The following is a 19,342-nucleotide window of genomic DNA, read 5'->3' on the forward strand; positions in this document are numbered from 1 at the left end:
ACAGTTTTATGACAAAGAAAGTTTCACTTAAAGAAAACAAAAAATATCTTTAATTATCATCCACTTAAATGGGAACGTGACGGCAGGATTTCAGTAATATTTTCTTTATGTGACACTGAAAAAATAGCTGAAAATGACAGGTTGTCATAAAAAAAACTCCACCCGAAGGTGGAGTCTGAAGGAGTTATTCTACGGTAACAGACTTCGCCAGATTTCGCGGCTGGTCAACGTCGGTGCCTTTGATCAGCGCGACGTGATAAGCCAGCAGTTGCAGCGGTACGGTGTAGAAGATCGGCGCAATCACCTCTTCCACATGCGGCATCTCGATGATGTGCATGTTGTCGCTGCTGGCGAAACCGGCATCTTTATCCGCAAAGACGTACAGAACACCACCACGGGCGCGCACTTCTTCGATGTTAGATTTCAGTTTTTCCAGCAGTTCGTTGTTCGGTGCCACCACGATAACCGGCATATCCGCGTCGATCAGCGCCAGCGGGCCATGTTTCAGTTCACCTGCCGCGTAAGCTTCAGCATGAATGTAAGAGATCTCTTTCAGTTTCAGCGCGCCTTCCAGCGCAATCGGATACTGATCGCCACGCCCCAGGAACAGGGAGTGATGTTTGTCAGAGAAGTCTTCAGCCAGCGCCTCAATGCGTTTGTCCTGAGACAGCATCTGCTCGATACGGCTCGGCAGCGCCTGAAGGCCATGCACGATGTCGTGTTCAACGGAGGCATCCAGACCTTTCAGACGCGCCAGTTTCGCCACCAGCATCAGCAGAACGGTCAGCTGAGTGGTGAACGCCTTGGTGGAAGCCACGCCAATTTCAGTACCGGCTTTGGTCATCAGTGCCAGATCGGATTCACGTACCAGCGAAGAGCCCGGCACGTTACAGATGGCCAGCGAGCCCAGGTAACCCAACTCTTTAGACAGACGCAGCGCCGCCAGGGTATCAGCCGTTTCGCCAGACTGAGAAAGGGTGATCATCAGGCTGTTACGACGCACCGCAGATTTGCGATAGCGGAACTCAGACGCGATTTCCACATCACACGGCACGCCCGCCAGGGATTCAAACCAGTAGCGCGAGACCATACCGGAGTTATAAGAGGTACCGCAGGCCACGATCTGAATGTGCTCGACTTTGCTCAGCAGTTCGTTGGCATTGGCGCCCAGCTCGCTCAGATCCACTTCACCATGGCTGATGCGACCGGTCAGGGTGTTTTTAATGGCGTTTGGCTGTTCGTAGATCTCTTTCTGCATGTAGTGACGGTAAGCGCCTTTGTCGCCCGCGTCGTATTGCAGGTTTGATTCGATTTCCTGACGCTTAACCTGCTCGCCTTTGGTGTCGAATACGGTCACGCTGCGACGTGTCACCTCGGCAATGTCTCCCTCTTCCAGGAAGATAAAGCGACGGGTAACCGGCAGCAGCGCCAGCTGGTCGGAAGCGATAAAGTTTTCACCCATGCCCAGACCAATCACCATCGGGCTACCGGAACGCGCGGCCAGCAGCGTGGACGGGTCGCGGGAATCCATGATCACCGTACCGTAAGCACCACGCAGCTGAGGAATAGCGCGCAGCACCGCATCACGCAGTGTACCGCCCTGTGCCAGCTCCCAGTGCACCAGGTGAGCAATCACTTCGGTGTCGGTTTCAGAGACGAAGGTATAGCCGCGCGCTTTCAGTTCTTCACGCAGCGGTTCGTGGTTTTCGATAATGCCGTTATGCACCACCACGATGTGTTCAGACACATGCGGGTGTGCGTTGCCTTCAGATGGCTCACCGTGGGTCGCCCAGCGGGTATGCGCAATACCGGTGCCACCGTGCAGCGGATGTTCTTCCGCAGCCTGGGCCAGCATCTGCACTTTACCGAGACGGCGCAGACGGGTCATATGACCTTCTGCATCAACGACAGCCAGACCGGCAGAGTCGTAACCACGGTATTCCAGACGACGTAAACCTTCGAGAAGGATTTCAGCAATATCACGCTGCGCAACTGCGCCAACAATTCCACACATAGTTAGATTTCCTGATTATGGCGTTATGCCATGCGTTGTCGCTGACCTGTATTTGCCCTTTCCGGGCGCCCCGAGCCTTGTAGAGAGTGGGGTTATTTTTATGGGTACTGCTTATGGGGGGAGATATATATTTATCTCCTCTCCCGGGTTTGCCTGATGTCGGCTACGCCTTATCAGGCCTACTCAATCGTAGGGCGGGTAAGCATAGGGCCACCCGCCTTGTTGTTACTTCTGCTTCACCGGGCGTTTCCAGCCCTGCTTGCTGACCTGCGGAACGCGGCTTAACACCAGCTCGTTCTCGGCCACATCGCGCGTAACGGTTGTTCCGGCAGCAATGGTCACGCCTTTGCCCACGGTGACAGGCGCCACCAGCTGGGTATCGGAGCCTACAAACACGTCATCACCGATGATGGTTTTAAACTTATTGGCGCCGTCATAGTTACAGGTGATGGTTCCAGCACCGATGTTTACGTTGTCGCCAATTTCCGCATCGCCCAGATAGGTCAGATGACCGGCTTTCGAGCCCTTACCCAGACGCGCTTTTTTCATTTCCACGAAGTTACCTACGTGAGCGCCTTCCAGCAGCTCAGCGCCCGGGCGCAGACGCGCAAACGGGCCAATGGTACATGCCGCCTTAAGATGGGCATCTTCCACCACGCTGTACGGGCTGATTTCGCAGTCGTCACCGATCACGCTGTTTTTAATCACACAGCCGGTGCCGATTTTGACGCGGTTGCCCAGCGTGACGTTACCTTCCAGGATAACGTTAGTATCTATTTCAACGTCACGTCCGTGGGTCAGCGTGCCACGCAGATCGAAACGCGCCGGATCGCGCAGCATCACGCCCGCGAGCAGCAGCTTTTCGGCCTGCTCGGACTGATAAATACGCTCAAGACGGGAAAGCTGGAGGCGATTGTTCACGCCGTCCGTTTCGCTGATGCGCGCCGGATGAACGGCGGCAATTTCACGCCCTTCGTGGTACGCCATCGCAATAATATCGGTGATGTAGTACTCACCCTGCGCGTTGTTGTTATTAAGCTTAGACAGCCAGCGCTTCATATCCGCACCGTTCGCAATCAGGATGCCGGTGTTGATCTCCTGAATCTGGCGCTGTTCGTCAGTGGCATCTTTATGCTCAACAATCCCCGTCACGTTGCCGTTTTCACGCGTAATGCGGCCATAGCCGGTTGGATCGTCCAGCACGACGGTCAACAAACCGATGCCGCCCTGCGGTTTGGCTTCACGCAGGCGAGTGAGGGTTTCAACGGAGATCAGCGGGACGTCGCCGTAGAGCATCAGGATATCTTCATCATCAGCGAAGAAGGGTGCAGCCTGCTGCATTGCATGACCTGTACCCAGCTGTTCTGCCTGTAGCACCCAGTTGAGATTGTCGTCACGCAGCGTTTTTTTCAGCAGATCGCCGCCGTGTCCATAAACCAGATGTACCTGGCTGGCGCCTAATTCATTAGCTGCATCAATAACATGCTGCACCATTGGCTTTCCTGCCAGCGTGTGGAGCACTTTAGGCAGATCGGAATACATGCGGGTACCTTTGCCTGCGGCAAGGATCACCACGCTCATCGCACTGTTTAACATACGCATCCTGACGGTAGTTTGTGTGAGAAGTAAAAACGTTTGATGCTTAAAATTCTACATCTTTTTCATCATGAATTAAGGCCGAAAAAAAAAGCCAGCCTGGGATCCAGACTGGCTTTTGTGCTTTTCAAGCCGGTGTTACATCGCTTTTTTGGTCAACTCGATAACGCGCAGTTTCGCGATCGCTTTGGCCAGCTCCGCAGACGCCTGAGCGTAATCCACGTCACCATGAGAGCTGTTAATGTGCTCTTCAGCCTTACGCTTCGATTCCAGGGCTCGCGCTTCGTCGAGATCCTGGCCACGAATAGCGGTATCGGCCAGAACGGTCACACTGCCTGGCTGCACTTCAAGAATGCCGCCGGACAGATAGATAAACTCTTCATGACCGAACTGTTTAACGATGCGGATCATACCAGGCTTAATGGCGGTGAGCAGCGGTGCGTGACCCGGGAAAATACCCAGTTCACCTTCACTACCCGTTACCTGGATTTTCTCGACCAGACCAGAGAACATTTGTTGCTCTGCGCTGACGACGTCCAGGTGGTAAGTCATTGCCATATCACCCTCCGATTAAGGCGTTAAAGTTTTTTGGCTTTTTCCACGGCTTCTTCGATGGAACCAACCATGTAGAACGCCTGCTCTGGCAGGTGATCGTATTCGCCTTCCATGATGCCTTTAAAGCCACGGATGGTGTCTTTCAGGGAAACGTATTTACCTGGAGAACCGGTGAATACTTCCGCAACGAAGAACGGCTGGGACAGGAAGCGCTGGATCTTACGCGCACGTGCTACCACCAGTTTGTCTTCTTCAGACAGTTCATCCATACCCAGGATGGCGATGATGTCTTTCAGTTCCTGATAACGTTGCAGCAGGGACTGTACGCCACGCGCGGTGTCGTAGTGCTCCTGGCCAACAACCAGTGGATCCAGCTGACGGCTGGTGGAGTCCAGCGGGTCAACGGCCGGGTAGATACCCAGAGACGCGATCTGACGGCTCAGTACCACGGTTGCATCTAAGTGAGCAAAGGTGGTGGCTGGGGATGGGTCAGTCAAGTCATCCGCAGGTACGTATACCGCCTGAACGGAGGTGATAGAACCGGTTTTGGTAGAGGTGATACGTTCCTGAAGAACACCCATCTCTTCCGCAAGCGTAGGCTGATAACCTACCGCTGAAGGCATACGACCCAGCAGTGCAGATACTTCCGTACCGGCCAGGGTGTAACGGTAGATGTTATCAACGAACAGCAGAACGTCACGGCCTTCGTCACGGAACTTCTCAGCCATCGTCAGGCCAGTCAGCGCAACGCGCAGACGGTTTCCTGGTGGCTCGTTCATCTGGCCGTAAACCAGGGATACTTTATCCAGAACGTTGGAGTCGGTCATTTCGTGGTAGAAGTCGTTACCCTCACGAGTACGTTCACCTACGCCCGCAAACACGGAGTAACCGGAGTGCTCGATCGCGATGTTACGGATCAGCTCCATCATGTTTACGGTTTTACCTACACCCGCACCACCGAACAGACCGACTTTACCGCCCTTCGCGAACGGACACATCAGGTCGATAACTTTGATGCCGGTTTCCAGCAGTTCCTGAGAGCTGGACAGCTCTTCGTAGGAAGGTGCCGCGCGGTGGATAGCCCAACGCTCTTCTTCACCGATGTCGCCTTTCATGTCGATTGGTTGACCCAATACGTTCATGATACGACCCAGTGTTGCTTTACCTACCGGGACTTCGATCGGGTGCTCAAGGTCTTTTACTTCCAGACCACGACGCAGACCGTCGGAAGAACCCATGGCGATGGTACGCACGATACCGCCGCCGAGCTGCTGCTGAACTTCCAGCACCAGGCTCTCGTTACCATTCTGTACCTCAAGCGCGTCGTACACGCGTGGTACGGCGTCCTGAGGGAACTCGACGTCCACCACGGCGCCGATTACCTGGACAATCTTTCCAGTAGCCATCTTGAATCCTCTACGTAATTCGTAAACCTGGTTAAACCGCGGCGGCCCCCGAGACGATCTCGGTGAGTTCCTGAGTAATGCTGGCCTGACGAGCTTTGTTGTAAACCAACTGCAGCTCTTTAATCAGGCTGCCGCCATTATCGGTCGCGGCTTTCATCGCCACCATTCGTGCGGCCTGCTCGCTGGCCAGGTTTTCTACAACGCCCTGATAAACCTGAGATTCAACGTAACGACGCAGCAGGGTATCCAGCAGCGGTTTCGGATCGGGTTCATACAGGTAATCCCAGGCTTTCTGTTTCAGCTCGTCATCTTCTGATGCCGGTAACGGCAGCATCTGAGTGAGCGTAGGCACCTGAGACATGGTGTTAATAAATTTGTTGCTGACAACGTACAGTCTGTCCAGACGGCCTTCATCGTAGGCCTGCAACATCACTTTAACCGGGCCGATCAGTTCGGACAGGGACGGGTTATCACCCATACCGGTCACCTGAGCGACAATGTTGCCGCCAACGGAGTTAAAGAAAGAGACGCCTTTAGAGCCAATCAGTGCCAGATCGCACTGAACGCCTTTATCGGACCAGCCTTTCATATCCGCCAGCAGTTTTTTGAACAGGTTAATGTTCAAGCCGCCACACAGACCACGGTCAGTCGACACCACCAGGTAGCCCACGCGCTTAACGTCGCGTTCTTCCAGGTAAGGGTGCTTATATTCCAGATTACCGTTTGCAAGGTGACCAATCACTTTGCGCATGGTCTCTGCATAAGGACGGCTGGCCGCCATGCGATCCTGCGATTTACGCATTTTGGAAGCGGCGACCATCTCCATCGCTTTAGTGATCTTTTGCGTGTTCTGGACGCTTGCGATCTTACTACGTATCTCTTTTGCGCCGGCCATGAGCTTCTCCTCAATGCCAGACGGCTTGTCCTGAGACAAGCCGCCGGACGATTACCAGGATTGGGTTGCTTTGAAGGAATCGAGGATAGCTTTCAGCTTGCCTTCGATTTCGTCGTTATAGCCACCGGTCTGGTTGATCTCTTGCATCAGCGGAGCGTGATCACGGTCGACGTAAGCCAGCAGAGCGGCTTCGAAGCTACCGATTTTCGCCAGTTCCACATCTTCGAGGTAACCGCGTTCAGCCGCGAACAGTACCAGGCCCTGCTGAGCAACAGACATTGGCGCGTACTGTTTCTGCTTCAGCAGTTCGGTCACTTTCTGACCGTGGCTCAGCTGTTTACGGGTTGCTTCGTCCAGATCGGATGCGAACTGAGAGAACGCAGCCAGTTCACGATACTGTGCCAGCGCGGTACGGATACCACCGGACAGTTTCTTGATGATCTTGGTCTGAGCAGCACCACCCACACGGGATACGGAGATACCCGGGTTAACCGCCGGACGAATACCGGAGTTAAACAGGTTGGTTTCCAGGAAGATCTGACCATCGGTAATGGAGATTACGTTGGTCGGAACGAACGCAGAAACGTCACCCGCCTGGGTTTCAATGATCGGCAGAGCGGTCAGAGAACCTGTTTTACCCTTCACTTCACCTTTGGTGAAGTTCTCGACGTATTCCGCGTTAACGCGGGAAGCACGCTCCAGCAGACGAGAGTGGAGGTAGAATACGTCGCCCGGGAATGCTTCACGTCCTGGTGGACGACGGAGCAGCAGGGAAACCTGACGATAAGCAACGGCCTGTTTAGACAGGTCATCGTATACGATCAGCGCATCTTCACCGCGGTCACGGAAGTATTCGCCCATTGCGCAACCGGCGTATGGCGCCAGGTATTGCAGTGCAGCAGATTCAGACGCGGTTGCTACCACAACGATGGTGTTAGACAGTGCGCCGTGCTCTTCCAGTTTACGAACCACGTTGGAAATGGTGGACGCTTTCTGGCCGATAGCCACGTACACACATTTGATGCCGGAATCACGCTGGTTGATGATGGCGTCGATAGCCATCGCGGTTTTACCGGTCTGACGGTCACCGATGATCAGTTCACGCTGACCACGACCGATTGGGATCATGGCGTCAACGGACTTATAACCCGTCTGCACTGGCTGATCAACGGACTGACGGTCGATAACGCCTGGTGCGATAACTTCGATTGGGGAGAAGCCATCGTGCTCAACCGGACCTTTACCGTCGATTGGCGCACCCAGGGTGTTAACAACGCGACCCAGCAGGCCACGGCCAACCGGTACTTCCAGAATACGGCCAGTACACTTAACCTTCATGCCTTCGGCGAGGTCAGCGTATGGACCCATCACAACGGCACCTACGGAGTCGCGCTCCAGGTTCAGTGCGATAGCGTAACGGTTACCCGGCAGGGAAATCATCTCACCCTGCATACAATCGGCCAGGCCGTGGATGCGGATAACACCGTCACTTACAGAAACAATAGTACCTTCGTTGTGAGCTTCACTCACAACATTGAACTGAGCAATGCGCTGCTTGATCAGTTCGCTGATTTCGGTGGAATTCAGTTGCATGCTCCAGTCCCCTTAAGACTGCAAGACGTCTGCAAGGCGCTCAAGACGGCCGCGTACGCTGCCATCAATGACCATATCACCCGAGCGGATGATTACGCCTGCCATTACAGACTTATCGATTTTGCAATTCAGCTTAACTTTGCGTGACAGACGTTTTTCCATCGCGGCGGTGATTTTCGCAAGCTGTTCGTCACTCAGTTCAGTCGCGGAAGTTACTTCAACTTCTGCGGTAGCTTCACTAAGGGCACGTAAGTGCTCAAACTGCTCGAGAACATCCGGGAGCACACGGAGACGACCATTTTCCGCCATCACCTTAATCAGGTTCTGGCCGTTGGCATCCAGTTGCTCTCCGCACACGGCGATAAACGACGCGGCGAGGGTTTCAGGCGCTAACGCACCAGAAAGCAACTCGGCCATTTGTTCGTTTTTCGTCACCTCAGCGGCAAACGCCAGCATATTCTGCCAGCGATCGACATTTTGGTGTTCGACAGCAAAGTCAAAAGCTGCTTTGGCGTAGGGGCGAGCTACCGTAACAAATTCAGACATCAGCCCCTCCCTCCTTACAGTTCAGCGACAAGTTTGTCCACGATGTCGCTGTTAGCAGCTTCATCCACGGAACGTTCGATGATCTTCTCGGCGCCAGCAACAGCCAGAATCGCAACCTGCTTACGCAGTTCTTCACGAGCACGTTTACGCTCAGCTTCAATTTCAGCCTGAGCCTGTGTCACGATCTTAGTACGTTCCTGTTCTGCTTCAGCTTTGGCTTCGTCCAGGATCTGAGAACGGCGTTTGTTAGCCTGTTCAATGATTACCTGAGCTTCAGCTTTCGCTTTTTTCAGCTGGTCTGTCGCGTTGGCCTGTGCAAGGTCCAAATCTTTCTTAGCGCGTTCTGCGGAAGCCAGACCGTCAGCAATTTCTTTCTGACGTTTTTCGATGGCAGCCATTAAAGGCGGCCATACATACTTCATGCAGAACCAGACAAAGAGAATAAACGCGATGGCCTGGCCGAGGATTGTTGCGTTCATGTTCACAGCACAATACCTCTTAAATTTCTGTGGCTTGGGGTTTTAAAACAACTACTACGCGACAGCAAACATCACGTACAGACCCAGACCTACAGCGATCATTGGGATTGCATCCACCAGACCCATAACGATAAAGAACTGAGTACGCAGCAGAGGAATCAGATCAGGTTGACGCGCTGCGCCTTCCAGGAATTTGCCCCCGAGGATGCCGATACCGATCGCAGCACCGATAGCCGCCAGACCCATCATCACAGCGGCAGCCATGTACAGCAGATCCATATTCAGGTTTTCCATGACAGTCTCCAGTTTGTTTCAATTAAAACGTAGTAGTGTTGGTAAAAAATCAGTGCTCTTCAGACGCCATCGACAGATAGACGATCGTCAGAACCATGAAGATAAAGGCTTGCAGCGTAATGATCAGGATGTGGAAAATGGCCCATGGCACATTCAGAATCCACTGTGACCACCACGGCAGAAGACCCGCGATCAGAATGAAAATCAGCTCACCCGCATACATGTTGCCGAACAGTCGCAGACCCAGTGAAACAGGTTTGGACAGCAGGCTAACGCCTTCCAGGATCAGGTTGACCGGAATAAACGCCCAGTGGTTGAACGGCTGCAAGGTAAGCTCTTTCACAAAGCCGCTTACGCCTTTCATTTTGATGCTGTAGAACAGAATGAGGATAAATACGCCCAGCGCCATCGACAGGGTGATGTTCACGTCGGCAGACGGAACCACGCGCAGTGCAGGCAGGCCGAGTACGTGCTCACCGATCCAAGGTAAGAAATCGATAGGCAGGAGGTCCATCAGGTTCATCAGGAAGACCCAAACGAACACGGTCAGGGCCAGCGGAGCAATCAGTTTGCTCTTACCATGGTACATGTCTTTCACGCTGCCATGGACGAAGCCGATGATCATCTCGATGAACGTCTGGAATTTCCCTGGAACACCGCTGGTCGCCTTTTTAGCAACGCTGCGGAACATGGCCAGGAACAGAAGACCCAAAACCACCGAGAAGAACATGGAGTCGATGTTGATCGTCCAGAAGGTGGCCGGGGGGTTATGTGGATCCACCAGCGAGAATGTACGCAGGTCCAGCTGAAGGTTATTCAGATGGTGACCTATGTAATCCTGCGGCGTCATATTTTCTGAAGCCATGATGCCTTTTACCCTTTGTTATTGATTACAGCTGGAGCCAGAACTTGTACCACCAGCACCAAAACCCACGTTGCTATCAGCGGCATGAATACCACTTTCAAAACCGCCAGCGCCATCACCAGTAGAGCAAAGGTCAGCAACACCTTACACACTTCGCCGAGAGCGAAGGACCAGGCCACGCGGCCTTTGGCGGGTGTATGCGCCTGATGACGCCAGGCAAAAATCATAAACAACACGTTTGGCAGAACCACCGCCAAACCTCCGCACGCGGCGGAGATGCCCCAGAAGGGGTCTTTGAGGCTAAACAGCAGTCCACTTGCTATCACAGCCAGAAACTGAATGAACAGAAGCTTACGAGCAACGTTTCTACTCAAGAGCGACACAGACATCACGTTTTTACTCCTGCTCCCTTCGAGGTATGCCGCGTGTCGTATAAAACGTCCTTTAAGGCTCAGAGTCAAGCATCAAAAAGCGGTCAAATTATACGGTGCGTACCCGTGATTTCAAACATTAAGTAGCGAAAAGGTGAATAAATGTTTAAATATTTTTCCCCAGTCCTATTTTTCAACTTTTGACCTAAGTGCCGACCTTCAGGCAAAACTGCAAACAGCGCGGAAACGTTGGTGATAAAGCGTGCACGAGATCACAAAATACACATTTGCGATAAAGTGGTATTTATCAAAGACGTAAAACGATTTATTTCATCTGTATGAAATTAAAGCAAAAAAATCGCAACTATTTTTAAAACAGAGCCGTATACAACAAAAACCTTTTATTGACATTCTTAATAAATATTTAACATTCCATTCTTGTTGCCTTTACCCACTTTTAGCAGGCTGATATTTTCATGGTTGATTATCCTCAGAGTGAACAACTCACTTCAGGTTAACCATAAGAAAACCCATGGTAATAACAAGGTTAAATTAACAACGGCCAAAACAGACGGGATGTGCTGCTTTTTAACACGATCAGAACAGCACAAATTCCACATTTTTTATTAATTTTTAAAAAGTGTTTGGCTTAATTATCACCAGATGACGCTCACCTTCGAGCTGAGGGATCTGAAGTTTCTCAATGGATTCGACAGCAAAACCGTCCGGAAGCTGCTCGATTTCGTCCCCCGGAAGTTGCCCTTTCAGCGCATAAAAACGCCCCTTCTCCGCCGGCAGGTGTTTGCACCAGCTCACCATGTCATTGAGTGACGCAAATGCGCGGCTGATAACGCCGTCAAACGGTGGCTCAGCTGGGAACTCCTCTACCCTGCTCTGCACGGGCGTGATGTTTTCCAGCTTCAGCTCATGCTGGACCTGGCGTAAAAAGCGTACGCGCTTACCCAGGCTGTCCAGCAGCGTGAAATGGCTTTCCGGTCGAACAATAGACAACGGAACGCCCGGCAAGCCCGGACCGGTGCCCACGTCGATAAAACGTTCACCGTTCAGGTAAGGCGCCACGACGATGCTATCGAGGATATGGCGAATCAGCATCTCGTTGGGATCGCGTACGGAGGTGAGGTTGTATGCTTTATTCCATTTGTTCAGCATATCGACATAGGCCACCAGCTGATTTTTCTGGTGATCGGTGAGCGAAATACCTGCCTGTTCCAGCAGACGAGAGAGTTTATTGAGCACGGTGGATACCTGTTGAGAGTTTTTTTGCCCGGTGGCGCTGCCGCTTACCGGGCCTACGAATAAGTAGGGCGGGTCAGCGAAGCGCCACCCGCCAAAAGCAATGTCAATTACGCGCTGCGGCGCAGCATACCCTGCTTTTTCAGCCACACCAGCAGAATCGAAATCGCGGCAGGTGTGACGCCGGAGATACGTGAGGCCTGGCCAATCGACACAGGTTTGTGATCGTTCAGCTTAGCGATCACTTCGTTGGAAAGCCCCGTCACCTGACGATAGTCCAGCATTTCCGGCAGCAGCGTGTTTTCGTTGCGCTGCTGTTTTTCGATCTCATCCTGCTGACGCGCGATGTAACCTTCGTATTTCACCTGGATCTCGACCTGTTCAGCCGCTTCAGCGTCTTCAAGGCCCGGTGCGAACGCGGTCAGTTTGACCAGATTCTCGTAGGTGACTTCAGGACGGCGCAGCAGATCTTCCCCGCTGGCTTCGCGCGACAGCGGTGCTGTTAAGTGAGCGTTTACTTCGGCAGCGGTTTCCGCCTGCGGATTCACCCAGGTGGTTTTCAGGCGCTGACGTTCCTGTTCTATACGCTCCAGCTTCTCGTTGAAGCGCGCCCAGCGTTCGTCATCCACCAGTCCCAATTCGCGGCCTACCTCGGTCAGACGCAGATCGGCATTGTCTTCGCGCAGCATCAGGCGATATTCCGCACGAGAAGTAAACATGCGGTACGGTTCTTTGGTCCCCAGCGTGCAGAGATCGTCGACCAGAACGCCCAGGTAAGCCTGAGAACGCGCCGGTGCCCAGCCCTCTTTCTCGGCAGAGAAGCGAGCAGCGTTCAGACCGGCCAGCAGCCCTTGCGCGGCAGCTTCTTCGTACCCGGTGGTGCCGTTAATCTGGCCTGCGAAGAACAGACCCTGGATGAATTTGCTTTCCAGCGTCGGCTTCAGGTCACGCGGATCGAAGAAATCGTACTCAATAGCGTAGCCAGGGCGAACGATCTTCGCGTTTTCCATGCCCTGCATCGAACGCACAATCTGCATCTGCACGTCGAACGGCAGGCTGGTGGAGATGCCGTTCGGGTAAATTTCGTTAGAGGTCAGCCCTTCCGGCTCGAGGAAGATCTGGTGCTGATTACGATCGGCAAAGCGCATCACTTTGTCTTCGATCGACGGGCAATAACGTGGGCCGATCCCTTCGATCACACCGGCGTACATTGGGCTGCGATCGAGATTATTGCGGATCACGTCATGGGTTTTTTCATTGGTGTGCGTGATGTAGCACGGCACCTGCTGCGGATGTTGCGCCGCATTGCCCATGAACGAGAACACCGGCATCGGGTTATCGCCGTGCTGCTGTGCGAGCACGCTGAAATCAATGGTGCGCGCATCAATACGCGGCGGCGTACCGGTTTTCAGGCGGCTTACGCGCAGCGGCAGTTCACGCAGACGACGAGATAACGGAATCGACGGCGGATCGCCAGCACGGCCACCGCTGTAGTTGTCCAGACCAATATGGATTTTACCGTCCAGGAATGTCCCGACCGTCAGCACCACCGCTTTTGCGCGGAACTTGAGACCCATCTGGGTCACGGCGCCAACAACACGATCGTTCTCCACGATAAGATCTTCTACCGCCTGCTGGAAGATCATCAGGTTCGGTTGGTTTTCCAGCGCGGTGCGCACAGCCTGACGGTAAAGCACGCGGTCTGCCTGTGCACGGGTGGCGCGAACAGCCGGACCTTTACTCGCGTTTAGTATCCTAAACTGGATGCCTGCATGATCGATCGCTTTCGCCATCAGGCCGCCAAGTGCATCCACTTCTTTTACCAGGTGTCCTTTCCCAATGCCGCCAATCGCCGGATTACAGGACATTTGTCCCAGCGTGTCGATATTGTGTGTCAAAAGCAGGGTCTGCTGACCCATTCGCGCTGCGGCCATTGCGGCCTCAGTGCCTGCGTGACCCCCGCCAATGATGATGACGTCAAAAGGATCCTGATAAAACATGGTGGTCTGCCTCGCGTAAAGCGGTATGAAAATGGATTGAAGCCCGGGCCGTGGATTCTACTCAACTTTAGTCTTTCGAGAAAGCATTGGGATCCTGGGCTATTAAAAAGAAGATCTTTTTATTTAGAGATCTGTTCTATTGTGATCTCTTATTAGGATCGCAGACCTTTGTGGATAAGTCCGATCCCATAAATAAGATCATGCAGTTAGGAAGGATCGTTTGCTGTGAATGATCGGTGATCCTGGACCGTATAAGCTGGGATCAGATCGCCACTTTATGCACAGGTCAAAAACTAAACCAACGTTGTTCTTTGGATAACTACGGCTTAATACGAGCTTTTAACCAGAGTTATCCACATCTGATCGCACGATCTTTAATCGTTTTTGAGTAAATTTTTCCATTCCGCGAGCCAGATCTCGGCTGGATCTTCGGGAATGTCATGATCGAGGATGTTGATCTTCAGCGTTTCACCCAGCTGTTTTGCTCCGCAGGCGGTCACCGCAGCTTCTACTTTCTCTATAGCGCCACAGAAAGTGTCATATTCACGGCTGCCGATCCCCACAGCGCCAAACCGGACGTTTGACAGATCGGGCTGTTGTTCCAGCAGTTCGTCATATAAAGGTTGCAGGTTATCCGGCAGATCGCCCGCGCCGTGCGTGGAGGTGATCAGCAGCCAGACCCCATCAGTCGGGAGATCTTCCAGCAGCGGTCCGTGCAGCGTTTGTGTAGAAAAGCCCGCATCTTCCAGCTTCTCAGCCAGATGTTCCGCTACATATTCCGCACCGCCCAGGGTGCTGCCGCTGATAAGAGTAATGTCCGCCATTGATCGCTCGCTCAGATAAAGAGGCGGCCATTGTACGCTGTGAACGAGCTGGGATCTACCTGTGGAAAATGTGGGAATGAAATTGCCCGATCACGGGCGGATAGTACGCATGATCGGGTTTTGCAGGGAGATCAGGGTTTCAGTGGACTGAATTTCATCGATTGTTTGGATCTTGTTGATAAGTACCTGCTGGAGGGCGTCGATGGATCGGCACATGACCTTTATAAAGATGCTGTAGTGCCCGGTGGTGTAGTACGCCTCGGTAACTTCATCCAGCGCGTTCAGTTTCTCCAGCGCGGAGGGGTAATCTTTGGCGCTTTTCAGAATAATGCCAATGAAGCAGCAGACGTCGTAGCCGAGCTGCTTCGGACTGACATCTATACGTGCGCCGGTGATGATCCCGGCCTGCTTCATTTTCTCGACGCGAACGTGAATGGTCCCCGGGCTGACGCCAAATTGTTTCGCCAGTTCGGCATACGCGGTGCGTGCGTTGGCCATTAGCGCTTCCAGAATGCCGCGGTCCAGATTGTCGATCTGATAATTTTCCATAGGTTTTTCTTATGAAGATTAATGATTCCTTCTATTCTAGCGTCTTATTTTAACGAATCAAAAGTGAAGGCGGCTTTTTGTTGATGGGTTATTGAATTAAGCGCCTGCTCTGTTGCTTAATCAGTATCAACAGGACGCAGGAGTATAAATAATGAAAACCGCTTACATCGCAAAACAACGCCAGATCAGTTTCGTTAAATCCCATTTTTCCCGCCAGCTGGAAGAGAAGCTTGGCCTTATTGAAGTTCAGGCGCCGATTCTGAGCCGCGTGGGTGACGGGACGCAGGATAACTTGTCTGGTTGCGAAAAAGCGGTACAGGTAAAAGTGAAAACACTGCCAGACGCCCAGTTCGAAGTGGTTCATTCCCTGGCGAAGTGGAAGCGTCAAACCCTGGGACAACACGACTTCAGCGCGGGCGAAGGGCTTTACACGCACATGAAAGCCCTTCGCCCCGATGAAGACCGCCTTTCCCCGATTCACTCTGTCTACGTTGACCAGTGGGACTGGGAGCGCGTAATGGGAGATGGCGAGCGTCACGTCGGTACGCTGAAATCCACCGTTGAGGCGATCTACGCCGGGATCAAAGCAACCGAAGCGGCCGTGAGCAAAGAGTTTGGTCTGGCACCGTTCCTGCCGGAAACGATCCACTTTGTCCACAGTCAGGAATTGCTGAGCCGTTTCCCGGATCTGGATGCCAAAGGCCGTGAACGCGCGATTGCCAAAGAGCTGGGCGCGGTATTCCTGATCGGCATTGGCGGGAAATTGTCTGATGGTAAACGTCACGACGTCCGGGCGCCGGATTACGATGACTGGAGCACCGTGGGCGAAAGCGAATATGCCGGTCTGAACGGCGATATTCTGGTCTGGAACCCGGTTCTGGAAGATGCGTTTGAACTCTCTTCGATGGGGATCCGCGTGGATGCTGAAGCACTGAAGCGTCAGCTGGGCGTGACCGGTGATGAAGATCGTCTGCAACTGGAGTGGCACCAGGCGCTGCTGCGCGGTGAAATGCCGCAGACCATCGGCGGTGGGATTGGCCAGTCTCGTCTGACCATGCTGCTGCTGCAACTGTCTCACATTGGTCAGGTACAGTGTGGGGTCTGGCCGCAGCAGGTACGTGAGAGCGTCGGTTCTCTTCTTTAATTAACGTCGCCAGCGTCTGAGCAGGCGGCTACGCAACCCGGTATCAAAGCGCCAGATATGATCGAAGATGCGCATGATGCCGGGTTTTCCATGTGCAGACATCGCCACGGCATGAAAACGGTGCTGGTGCACGCGCTGCATCTCCTTCACTTTATTCACGACATCGTCCGGCAGCCGCTGGGCAATAAAATCGGAAATCACCACCGCATCCGCGTCGTACCAGTCACCGCCCTGCATGCGCTCAATGATGCTGCGAAAACAGCTGGCCAGATCGGTGCCGCCGCGAAAGCGCTGGCTTAAAAAGCGGATCGCCTGCTCCAGCCCCTGTGGGCTGGTCAGTTCATACCCTACCACTTCGCTGGAAAAGAGCATGATGTAGCAGCGACGACGATCGGCGAGCGCCACGCGCATCAGGGCCAGGCAGAACGCTTTTGCGCACTGTTCATTAAAGCCCCCCATCGATCCGGACGTATCGACGCATACAATGAATGGGCCGCGCGGTTGCTCATCAAAATCCTGGTGCACCACCGGACGCTGGCTGATCTTCTCGCGCCAGGCTTCGCCATGCAGTCGATAGGTAATGAGCTGTTTTTCCACCAGCCGACGATAAAACTCATACTCCAGTTCGGTCATTCCCAGCGTGCTGAGTTCCGTAGGCAGCAGGCGCAGGATGTCATCGCTTTGCTGTAGCCCGTCCACCTGCTCCGGTACGGTGGAGGGTTCACGTACCAGCGTACGAAAGGTCTCCATCGGCGCATCTTTCTTTGGGACCGACCGGGCCTCCCGGGAGCGGCCGAGCTGTTCTGCGAGCTTCATCAGCTCCGGCTGTTGCGCCAGAAAATCGCCGTACTTCACGATCAGCTGATAATCGCCCCGCTTTAACTGGCCGGCACTCATATCCCAGAGTCGACCGGCGGCGTTTTCATTCTCCACCAGCACCTGTTCTAACTGGCCGCTCAGGGTCATTCGCTCCTGGACTTCACTGAGCAACTGTTCGCGCTCTTCGTCCAGCAACTGCTGATTAAGGGCCGTGGCCTGGACCACAAGGCTCAGTCGCCAGCGCTGTAAAAACAGCGTATGCAGGGCGGGAGTAAAGCTGGGGTTATCCGTAACCAGCGCTCTGGCCTGGCTGGCAAACGGGGAGTGAACGTTATCAAGCAGCGTCAGGGTTTGCTGTAGCTGGGCAATAAACTGCGGCGTTGAAAGCCGCTGGCACTGCTGGTAACCAGCCACTTCCTCTGTCAGTTCCGGCGGGACTTCCGTCTCCTTAAACCGCTGGCGCAGGTTATCGCGCCAGCGGGGAAGATCGTCCGTCATTGCTTTTCGGAGCTTCGGGAATTTTTCAAAAAAGGCTGCCAGCTGCGGTGAAGCGAGCAGGGTAATGACGACCTCTTCGATCAACCCTTCCTCGCTAACCGCCAGCATGACGTTAAGCGTGTCCAGCGTTAGCATTGACGCGCCTGTTTGATCTGCGCGCTGACATCCTGCAAGCTGGCTTCAATGCGACCTAACCAGTCGCTATGGATAAAGAGGCATTTCTGTTGCTCGCTGAAGCGCGTGTGCTGCTGATGCCATTCGTTATCCAGCGCGTCGAGCTGCTGTTTGATCTCCTCCGGAACAGTATCGGAGGCCGTGCCCGGCAGCGCCAGGCGCGATCCCTGAAGGCTGACGTCGCGGATCACAAGGTGCTGGCTGCTGTCGATTTCCATCGACAGCGGCTGTGCAAAGCCGATACCGTTGAGTTTACCGCGGATCTCACCGCCTTTATCCAGCCACTGAACCAGCGCAACGCGTTCGATTGTCACGTGCACAACCTGCATATCATGCAGCTTCAGCGGCTGCTGAAGAAGAAGCGTGAGCGAGGCGTCAGTCAGCCCGGCGGGCAGTTCGTAGTGCGGTTTACGTGCAAACATCCCGCCAAGACGGTTCACCTTCAGCGCGGTTTTGTCACTTTGCTGCTGCTGGAGCTGAAGGCGACGTTGGGCAATCGCGCCCAGTTGATTAAGCATGGATTGCTGACCCCACGCGTGTCCGGTCATCAAAACGTCCAGCTGCTGTTGCATCAGATTCATCCCTTCTGCGTCGTGCCACAGGCAGTCTTTCAGCAGGATCAGATCGATTGGGGCGACAGCATCGCGGCCGCTAAACAGCGCGCTTGCCTGGAGCAGGCGAATGGCTTTCTTCCAGCGACGATCGGAGACGTACGGTGCGGAGGGCAGTAAATCAAGCTGCTGGCGCAGCATGAAGATCAGCTCAAAAACGGGATCGGGCAGTTTTATCTTGCCGATCTCCTCCTGCCACTGGTGGTATTCCTCGTCCGTGACCTGCAATGACGCTGCCACCGGGTTTTCGTTTTCATCCTGCTGGCTCACCAGCATAGAACGGAAGTTTGATTTATCCTGGACTTTATCCAGCCACAAGCGGATCAGCATACGGTCATACAGCGCTTCCAGGCTGCTGTCGGCTTCGGGCAGTTCGTTTGACGCGGCCACCAGCAGGCGCATGGGGATCTTCTCTTCGCTGGCGCCGTTACGGAAGCGGCGTTCGTTAATTGCCGTCAGCAGGGTATTCAGAATGGCCGGGCCGGCTTTCCAGATCTCATCAAGAAAGACGATTTCCGCTTCCGGGAGATAGCCCGCCGTCAGACGTTCATAGCGTCCCTCATCTTTTAGCGCCTGAATGGAGAGTGGGCCGAAAACTTCTTCCGGCGTGGAGAAGCGCGTCATCAAATACTCGAATGCGCGCGCGTTCTGGAAAGCGAATTTGAGGCGGCGTGCGATCAGACTTTTGGCAATGCCCGGCGGGCCCAGCAGAAACACGCTTTCCCCGCTCAGCGCCGCCAGTAAACAGAGGCGAATGGCGTGGCTACGCTCGTAAAGGCCTTTCTCCAGCGCACTGCTGAGGCGGGAAATTCTTTCTGCTAATAAATGTGAGTGAGCCATAATAGTTTTGCATCC

Annotated in this window: 18 protein-coding genes; 1 reads left to right on the forward strand and 17 read right to left on the reverse strand. The window is 53.7% G+C overall.

The window, feature by feature from the left end:
* Nucleotides 1–184: 184 nt before the first annotated feature.
* The 15 genes from glmS to asnC form a co-directional block, all read right to left on the reverse strand.
* Entirely contained in the window at nt 185–2,014 is a 1,830-nt protein-coding gene (glmS, locus tag ACNQ0W_RS08335) for a glutamine--fructose-6-phosphate transaminase (isomerizing) (RefSeq protein ID WP_047050604.1), read from the reverse strand.
* Between the two features lie 225 nt (nt 2,015–2,239).
* The gene (gene glmU / locus ACNQ0W_RS08340) at nt 2,240–3,610 is read right to left on the reverse strand and encodes a bifunctional UDP-N-acetylglucosamine diphosphorylase/glucosamine-1-phosphate N-acetyltransferase GlmU (RefSeq protein WP_062933809.1); all 1,371 of its coding nucleotides are present in this window, start codon (nt 3,608–3,610) and stop codon (nt 2,240–2,242) included.
* 138 nt (nt 3,611–3,748) lie between these two features.
* On the reverse strand, nt 3,749–4,168 hold the full coding sequence (locus ACNQ0W_RS08345) for a F0F1 ATP synthase subunit epsilon (RefSeq protein WP_003862360.1): 420 nt from the start codon (nt 4,166–4,168) through the stop codon (nt 3,749–3,751).
* A gap of 20 nt (nt 4,169–4,188) precedes the next feature.
* Nucleotides 4,189–5,571 carry a F0F1 ATP synthase subunit beta gene (gene atpD / locus ACNQ0W_RS08350; protein ID WP_003862362.1) on the reverse strand — a complete coding sequence of 461 codons (1,383 nt, stop codon included), beginning with the start codon at nt 5,569–5,571 and terminating at the stop codon, nt 4,189–4,191.
* Between the two features lie 31 nt (nt 5,572–5,602).
* Nucleotides 5,603–6,466 carry a F0F1 ATP synthase subunit gamma gene (gene atpG / locus ACNQ0W_RS08355; RefSeq protein ID WP_003862364.1) on the reverse strand — a complete coding sequence of 288 codons (864 nt, stop codon included), beginning with the start codon at nt 6,464–6,466 and terminating at the stop codon, nt 5,603–5,605.
* Between the two features lie 51 nt (nt 6,467–6,517).
* Entirely contained in the window at nt 6,518–8,059 is a 1,542-nt protein-coding gene (gene atpA, locus ACNQ0W_RS08360) for a F0F1 ATP synthase subunit alpha (RefSeq protein ID WP_003862367.1), read from the reverse strand.
* Between the two features lie 12 nt (nt 8,060–8,071).
* Nucleotides 8,072–8,605 (reverse strand): F0F1 ATP synthase subunit delta, encoded by a 534-nt coding sequence (atpH, locus tag ACNQ0W_RS08365; RefSeq protein ID WP_003862369.1) that lies wholly within the window; start codon nt 8,603–8,605, stop codon nt 8,072–8,074.
* Between the two features lie 14 nt (nt 8,606–8,619).
* Nucleotides 8,620–9,090, reverse strand: coding sequence for a F0F1 ATP synthase subunit B (gene atpF, locus ACNQ0W_RS08370; RefSeq protein WP_003862370.1), 471 nt, complete (start codon nt 9,088–9,090; stop codon nt 8,620–8,622).
* A gap of 48 nt (nt 9,091–9,138) precedes the next feature.
* A complete protein-coding gene (gene atpE / locus ACNQ0W_RS08375) occupies nt 9,139–9,378 on the reverse strand; it encodes a F0F1 ATP synthase subunit C (RefSeq protein WP_000429386.1) in 240 nt (79 codons plus the stop codon).
* 49 nt (nt 9,379–9,427) lie between these two features.
* Nucleotides 9,428–10,243, reverse strand: a complete 816-nt coding sequence (gene atpB, locus ACNQ0W_RS08380; protein WP_003862373.1) for a F0F1 ATP synthase subunit A — start codon at nt 10,241–10,243, stop codon at nt 9,428–9,430.
* A gap of 8 nt (nt 10,244–10,251) precedes the next feature.
* Nucleotides 10,252–10,632, reverse strand: a complete 381-nt coding sequence (gene atpI / locus ACNQ0W_RS08385) for a F0F1 ATP synthase subunit I (RefSeq protein WP_003862375.1) — start codon at nt 10,630–10,632, stop codon at nt 10,252–10,254.
* 615 nt (nt 10,633–11,247) lie between these two features.
* Complete coding sequence (rsmG, locus tag ACNQ0W_RS08390; RefSeq protein ID WP_047050599.1) at nt 11,248–11,871, reverse strand: 16S rRNA (guanine(527)-N(7))-methyltransferase RsmG; 624 nt, start codon at nt 11,869–11,871, stop codon at nt 11,248–11,250.
* A gap of 107 nt (nt 11,872–11,978) precedes the next feature.
* Nucleotides 11,979–13,868, reverse strand: a complete 1,890-nt coding sequence (gene mnmG, locus ACNQ0W_RS08395) for a tRNA uridine-5-carboxymethylaminomethyl(34) synthesis enzyme MnmG (RefSeq protein ID WP_003862379.1) — start codon at nt 13,866–13,868, stop codon at nt 11,979–11,981.
* A gap of 374 nt (nt 13,869–14,242) precedes the next feature.
* A complete protein-coding gene (gene mioC / locus ACNQ0W_RS08400; protein WP_003862381.1) occupies nt 14,243–14,692 on the reverse strand; it encodes an FMN-binding protein MioC in 450 nt (149 codons plus the stop codon).
* Nucleotides 14,693–14,782: 90 nt separating this feature from the next.
* The gene (gene asnC, locus ACNQ0W_RS08405) at nt 14,783–15,241 is read right to left on the reverse strand and encodes a transcriptional regulator AsnC (RefSeq protein WP_003862383.1); all 459 of its coding nucleotides are present in this window, start codon (nt 15,239–15,241) and stop codon (nt 14,783–14,785) included.
* A 151-nt stretch (nt 15,242–15,392) separates the two neighbouring features.
* Here asnC and asnA point away from each other — a divergent pair, with 151 nt between their 5' ends.
* Nucleotides 15,393–16,385 (forward strand): aspartate--ammonia ligase, encoded by a 993-nt coding sequence (gene asnA, locus ACNQ0W_RS08410; protein ID WP_062933810.1) that lies wholly within the window; start codon nt 15,393–15,395, stop codon nt 16,383–16,385.
* On the opposite strand, the gene viaA is transcribed toward asnA, so the two are convergent.
* Nucleotides 16,386–17,837, reverse strand: a complete 1,452-nt coding sequence (gene viaA, locus ACNQ0W_RS08415; RefSeq protein ID WP_015570153.1) for an ATPase RavA stimulator ViaA — start codon at nt 17,835–17,837, stop codon at nt 16,386–16,388. It lies immediately after the preceding gene.
* Nucleotides 17,831–19,327 carry an ATPase RavA gene (gene ravA, locus ACNQ0W_RS08420; protein WP_062933811.1) on the reverse strand — a complete coding sequence of 499 codons (1,497 nt, stop codon included), beginning with the start codon at nt 19,325–19,327 and terminating at the stop codon, nt 17,831–17,833. Before ravA ends, viaA begins: the two co-directional genes overlap by 7 nt.
* Nucleotides 19,328–19,342: the final 15 nt, after the last annotated feature.

This window comes from Enterobacter cloacae complex sp. 6730903 (genome assembly GCF_048283985.1).
Classification (GTDB): Bacteria; Pseudomonadota; Gammaproteobacteria; order Enterobacterales; family Enterobacteriaceae; genus Enterobacter; species Enterobacter hormaechei_C.